Raw genomic sequence first — 5,598 nt, forward strand, 5'->3', positions numbered from 1 at the left:
CCCTAACGCATAGTCATACTAAGAACATTAATCAAATTACGAGTCAAGCTGATATCATTATTACTGCATTAGGTGTGCCAAACTATCTTAAAGCCGAAATGGTAAAAGATGATGTTGTAGTAATTGATGTAGGTATTACTCGTGTTGTTGATGAAACTAAAGAAAAAGGATATAGAATTACAGGTGATGTAGATTTTGAAAATGTTTCTAAAAAAGCATCATATATAACACCTGTTCCTGGTGGAGTAGGACCGATGACTATTGCAATGTTGTTAAAAAACACACTTTTAGCAAGAGAACAAAAAAAAATGAAAAACGCGTAATAGTATTAATAATTCAAAAATAATTTCACAAATTTGTATTAATTTTATAGTATAAATTCGTGATTTTTTATAAAAGAATATGAACATAGTTCAAGCTTCAAAATCTCAATTACCAATTATTGCTGAATTAGCTTTTGCTATTTGGCCTTCTGCATATAGTGAAATATTGTCTAAAGAACAATTAACTTATATGTTAGATAAATTTTATAATTTGGAAGCTTTAACCGAACAGCTAGTAAAACGCAATCATATTTTTTTATTAGTTGAAGAAAATGAAAAATTTGTTGGTTTTGCTTCTTACGAAATAAATTGTAATGATCACAAGACTAAAATTCACAAAATATATGTTTTACCAGAAACACAAGGAAAAGGTTTTGGTTTTCAATTATTAAATGAAATTGAAAAAAAAAAACGAAAGAAGCTCAAAATAACATGCTATATTTAAATGTAAACAGATTCAATAAAGCTCAATATTTCTATAAAAAAGCAGGATTCAAAATTGCATATCAAGAAGATATTGAAATTGGTAAAGGCTATTTGATGCAAGATTTTGTAATGGAAAAAATTATACCCTTACTTTCAAATCTTTAAAAGTCCAAAAAAGCAGACGACTTATCTTATTTCCTTGTGATAATTCAATAGTTTTAACGTCAATAACTCCTACTTTTTTAAGAAGTTTATAGACCTGTTTTAGGTTTTCTTTTTTAGAAACTAACGTAGAAAACCATAACGATTGGCTTTTAAAATGAACACTTTCATAAATCATGTTAGTAATGAAAGCCAATTCACCACCCTCACACCACAATTCGTTATTTACACCGCCAAAGTTTAAAGCTGGTTTTTGTGTATTATCGTTATTTAAATTTTTTAACTTTCTAAGGGTTCCTTTTGTAGCCTCCTGTTTTGAACTGTGAAAAGGTGGATTACAGATGGTCATGTCAAAAATTTCTCCAACATTAATAATGTTTTTAAATACATTTCGTTTTGATGGTTGCATCCTTAGTTCTACTAAATCTTGTAAGCCTACATTAGATTTAACTGTTTTATCGGCACATTTTATGGCCTGCTTATCTATTTCAGACCCTACAAAATGCCATCCGTATTCGGCTGTTCCTATAATAGGATAGATACAATTTGCTCCAACTCCGACATCTAAAATTTTTATTTTTTTTCCGGTCGGAATTTCTCCATAAACGTCACTTAATACATCTGCAACATGATGAATGTATTCTGCTCTTCCAGGAATTGGAGGACAAAGAAATCCATCAGGAATATCCCAATATTCAATATTGTAATTACTTTTCAATAAAGACGTATTTAATGTTTTTATTGCTTCTGGATTTGAAAAGTCAATACTTTCATTTCCATATTTATTTACAGAAACAAATTGTTTTAAGCTCGAATTTGAATTGATTAATTCTGTAAAATCATATCCAAACCTGTGTTTGTTTCTAGAATGAAAGCCTTTTTTTTCGGGTGTTGTATTCAAAGTGTGTTTTGTTTTTGTAAAGATAGAGTTATAAATAAAAGAATCCCAATCTTTCGATTGGGATTCTTTTTATAAGTAAGATAAACGGTTAGACGTTTTATTTAATTTTGTTTACAATAGCTTCAAAAGCATCTGAATGGTTCATCGCTAAATCGGCAAGAACTTTTCGGTTCAATTCAATGTTATTAGCTTTTACTTTACCCATAAACTGAGAATAAGTCATTCCGTGTAAACGAGCTGCAGCGTTAATACGAACAATCCATAATGAACGAAAATTTCTTTTGTTTACTTTTCTATCGCGATAAGCATATGTTAATGCTTTTTCAACGGCATTCTTAGCTACTGTCCAAACGTTTTTACGTCTTCCAAAGTATCCTTTGGCTTGCTTTAATATTCTTTTTCTTCGTGCTCTTTTAGCAACTGAATTTACTGATCTTGGCATAATTTTAATTGTGTTTTGTAGTAGGCGTCTTTTTGTTGCAAAGTTCTTAGTTGCTCTAGTACAGGGTTATTAAATTGTTTTAACCTAAAGTTTTATTTAAACAACAGTAAGTCGTCAATTTTCATAAGTTTTAAAGTTATGGTTTATGACTTTTACCAGCTGTTTTTTAAATAATTCTTAATTGTTGTTTAATGCTTTTCATATCTGTTTTATGAACTAAAGCAGAATGAGTTAAAGCTAATTTACGCTTTTTAGATTTTTTAGTCAAAATGTGACTTTTAAAAGCGTGCTTTCTCTTGATCTTTCCAGAACCAGTAACTTTAAATCGTTTCTTGGCACTAGACTTGGTTTTCATTTTAGGCATTTCTTCCTTTTATTTAAATTTATCTTACTTACTTTCTTTACGAGTTTGCGAAGCATCCTCATTTTATGTTGCATTTGCTTTGCGCAAATTGTTTATTTCTTTTTTTTAGAAGCGATGAACATAATCATACGCTTACCTTCTAGTATTGGCAATTGCTCCACTTTACCAAATTCTTCAAGATCTTGAGCCAAACGTAATAATAAAATTTGACCTTGTTCTTTATATATAATTGATCTTCCTTTAAAAAACACAAAAGCTTTTAGCTTTGCGCCCTCTTTTAAAAACTTCTCAGCATTTTTACGCTTAAATTCGTAATCATGCTCATCGGTTTGTGGACCAAAACGAATTTCTTTAACCACAACTTGAGAAGATTTTGCCTTCAATTCCTTTTCACGCTTTTTTTGCATGTAAAGAAACTTTTTATAATCCATTATTTTACAAACGGGCGGTTCTGCATTTGGAGAAATTTCAACCAAATCAAGTTCTTGTTCTTCAGCCATTCTCATAGCCTCAGAAGTTTTGTAAACTTTAGGTTCAATATTATCTCCTACAAGACGGACTTCTGGTACACGAATAAAATTGTTGATTTTATGTGCATCTTTTTTTTCTACTCGAGGCTGATATCCTCTGTTGTTTCTTATTGCTATGGTTTCAATTATTTAGTTAAACTTCAAATGTTTTTAATGTTTTTTGCACTTCCTCATTAATAAGTGATGCAAAAGCGTCAATTGAAACAGTAATATTCCCTTTTCCATCTTGACCATGTTTTCTCACAGAAACTGTACCGTTTTTTTCTTCTTCCTCACCTATGATTAGCATGAACGGATATTTTTGTCCTTCAGCATCTCGTATTTTCTTTCCTATTGTCTCGTTTCTGTTATCTAAGAGCGTGCGAATTTCGTGATTTTCTAGCAATTCTAAAACTTTTTGAGCATATTTTTCATATTTCTCACTTAAAGATAAAATTATAGCCTGTTCTGGCATCAGCCAAAGTGGAAAATTTCCACCAGTATGTTCTATTAAAATTGCAATAAAACGCTCCATCGAACCAAAAGGTGCTCTATGAATCATTACAGGTCTGTGTAACTCATTATCACTTCCTTTATAGGTAAGGTCAAACCGCTCAGGTAAATTATAATCTACCTGAATTGTTCCTAATTGCCAACTTCTGCCTAATGCATCTTTTACCATAAAATCCAGTTTTGGACCATAAAACGCAGCTTCACCATATTCAACAACAGTAGTTAAGTTTTTATCTTTTGCAGCATTGATGATAGCATTTTCTGCTTTTTCCCAGTTTTCATCACTACCTATATACTTATCTCTGTTTTCTTTATCTCGTAATGATATTTGTGCTGTAAAATTTTCAAACCCTAAAGATCCAAAAACATAGAGTACAAGATCTATTACTTTTTTAAATTCTTCATCCAATTGATCTGGTGTGCAAAAAATATGGGCATCGTCTTGAGTAAATCCTCTAACACGAGTTAAACCGTGTAATTCGCCACTTTGTTCATATCTATATACAGTGCCAAATTCAGCATATCGTTTGGGTAAGTCTTTATATGACCATGGTCTTGCGTTATAAATCTCACAATGATGAGGGCAATTCATAGGTTTCAATAAAAACTCTTCTCCATCTGCAGGTGTTTTTATAGGTTGAAAACTGTCAGCACCATATTTTGCATAATGACCCGATGTTACATAGAGCTCCTTTTGACCTATGTGTGGCGTAATAACTTGCTCATAACCTGCTTTCTTTTGCGCTTTTTTCAAAAACTGTTCCAACCTGTCTCTTAAAGCAGCACCTTTAGGCAACCATAAAGGCAATCCTTGGCCTACTCGTGGTGAAAAATGGAATAAATCCAATTCTTTTCCCAATTTTCTATGGTCTCGTTTTTTTGCCTCTTCAAGTAAGTACATGTATTCAGTTAATTCTTTTTGTTTTGGAAACGAAATCCCATAAACTCGAGTCAACTGCTTGTTCTTTTCATTACCTCTCCAATACGCTCCAGCTACAGATAAAATCTTCATAGCTTTTATAATTCCTGTGTTTGGAATATGCCCACCTCTGCATAAATCAAAAAAGGTTGAATGATCACAAAATGTAATAGTTCCATCTTCAAGATTCGAAATCAATTCAGTTTTATATTCATTGTCCTTATATACAGACAATGCATCTGCTTTTGAAATCGAACGCATTTTAAATTGATGCTTCTCTCTCGAGATTTCTAAAATTCGATCTTCAATTGCTTTAAATTCGGCATCTGTAAATTTATCTTCCCCAAAATCTACATCATAATAAAACCCATTATCAATAGCGGGTCCTAATGTTAACTTTGCATTGGGATACTTTTCTTCAATTGCTTGAGCTAAAACATGTGAAGTAGAATGCCAAAAAGCTTTCTTACCTTCGTCATTATTCCAAGTATATAATACTATTGAGCCGTCAGTGTTTAAAGGGGTTGTTGTTTCAACAGTAGAATTGTTAAAGGAAGCCGAAATAACATTTCTAGCCAGCCCTTCACTTATGCTCATTGCAACATCCATAGGAGTAGAGCTCTTTGCCATTTCCTTAATTGACCCGTCAGGTAAAGTAATTTGTATCATTTTAGAATTTTAATAGGATGCAAATATAAAAAAACCTAAAACACATACAATATATATAGGTACTGATTTATTAAAATATTATTATACATTATAAGTATATGATTTTTTTTATGAATGTTTAATCAATATATATAAAGTTATTCTGCCTTTAATGGCTTATAATTTGTTTTTAAATTATAAGGAACCAATTTGTTTTTAGTAATAATTGCAGAATACCAACCTTTAGTTTCAACTAACAAATCTTTAAAAGCGATTCGTTTTAATTAATTCATCTTAAAAAGAAGAAATTTCATTATAATTTTTGTTAGTTTCTCCATATATATTAACTATATTTTCATGTTAGTTTTTATATTACTTGTATTGTTGTTTA

General features: G+C 30.9%; 7 protein-coding genes and 1 pseudogene. 3 read left to right on the forward strand and 5 right to left on the reverse strand.

The features are described from left to right. The 3 genes and pseudogenes from AABM47_RS10235 to AABM47_RS10245 form a co-directional block, all read left to right on the forward strand. Positions 1–323, forward strand: a pseudogene (locus tag AABM47_RS10235) (bifunctional 5,10-methylene-tetrahydrofolate dehydrogenase/5,10-methylene-tetrahydrofolate cyclohydrolase); the annotation flags it as partial. 79 nt (positions 324–402) lie between these two features. Next, positions 403–768, forward strand: a complete 366-nt coding sequence (locus AABM47_RS10240) for a GNAT family N-acetyltransferase (protein ID WP_338410827.1) — start codon at positions 403–405, stop codon at positions 766–768. Further along, a complete protein-coding gene (locus AABM47_RS10245) occupies positions 756–914 on the forward strand; it encodes a hypothetical protein (protein ID WP_338410828.1) in 159 nt (52 codons plus the stop codon). Before AABM47_RS10240 ends, AABM47_RS10245 begins: the two co-directional genes overlap by 13 nt. Here AABM47_RS10245 and rlmF read toward each other — a convergent pair. The 5 genes from rlmF to thrS form a co-directional block, all read right to left on the reverse strand. After that, positions 889–1,812: a 23S rRNA (adenine(1618)-N(6))-methyltransferase RlmF gene (rlmF, locus tag AABM47_RS10250; RefSeq protein WP_338410829.1), complete on the reverse strand. Its 924-nt coding sequence runs from the start codon at positions 1,810–1,812 to the stop codon at positions 889–891. The two genes, AABM47_RS10245 and rlmF, sit on opposite strands and share 26 nt — an antisense overlap. Positions 1,813–1,909: 97 nt before the next feature. Then, the gene (gene rplT, locus AABM47_RS10255; RefSeq protein ID WP_338410830.1) at positions 1,910–2,254 is read right to left on the reverse strand and encodes a 50S ribosomal protein L20; all 345 of its coding nucleotides are present in this window, start codon (positions 2,252–2,254) and stop codon (positions 1,910–1,912) included. A 166-nt stretch (positions 2,255–2,420) separates the two neighbouring features. Continuing rightward, entirely contained in the window at positions 2,421–2,618 is a 198-nt protein-coding gene (gene rpmI / locus AABM47_RS10260; RefSeq protein ID WP_022827375.1) for a 50S ribosomal protein L35, read from the reverse strand. Between the two features lie 92 nt (positions 2,619–2,710). Next, complete coding sequence (gene infC / locus AABM47_RS10265; protein WP_338410832.1) at positions 2,711–3,259, reverse strand: translation initiation factor IF-3; 549 nt, start codon at positions 3,257–3,259, stop codon at positions 2,711–2,713. A 22-nt stretch (positions 3,260–3,281) separates the two neighbouring features. Then, entirely contained in the window at positions 3,282–5,228 is a 1,947-nt protein-coding gene (thrS, locus tag AABM47_RS10270) for a threonine--tRNA ligase (protein ID WP_338410831.1), read from the reverse strand. Positions 5,229–5,598 lie beyond the last annotated feature (370 nt).

The sequence above is a fragment of the uncultured Flavobacterium sp. genome (assembly GCF_963925415.1).
Lineage (GTDB): Bacteria > Bacteroidota > Bacteroidia > Flavobacteriales > Flavobacteriaceae > Flavobacterium.

Coding starts and splice junctions, on each gene's coding strand:
- AABM47_RS10240 (WP_338410827.1), top strand. CDS start 403: ATGAACATAGTTCAAGCTTCAAAATCTCAATTACCAATTATTGCTGAA.
- rplT (WP_338410830.1), bottom strand. CDS start 2,254: ATGCCAAGATCAGTAAATTCAGTTGCTAAAAGAGCACGAAGAAAAAGA.
- rpmI (WP_022827375.1), bottom strand. CDS start 2,618: ATGCCTAAAATGAAAACCAAGTCTAGTGCCAAGAAACGATTTAAAGTT.
- AABM47_RS10245 (WP_338410828.1), top strand. CDS start 756: ATGCTATATTTAAATGTAAACAGATTCAATAAAGCTCAATATTTCTAT.
- thrS (WP_338410831.1), bottom strand. CDS start 5,228: ATGATACAAATTACTTTACCTGACGGGTCAATTAAGGAAATGGCAAAG.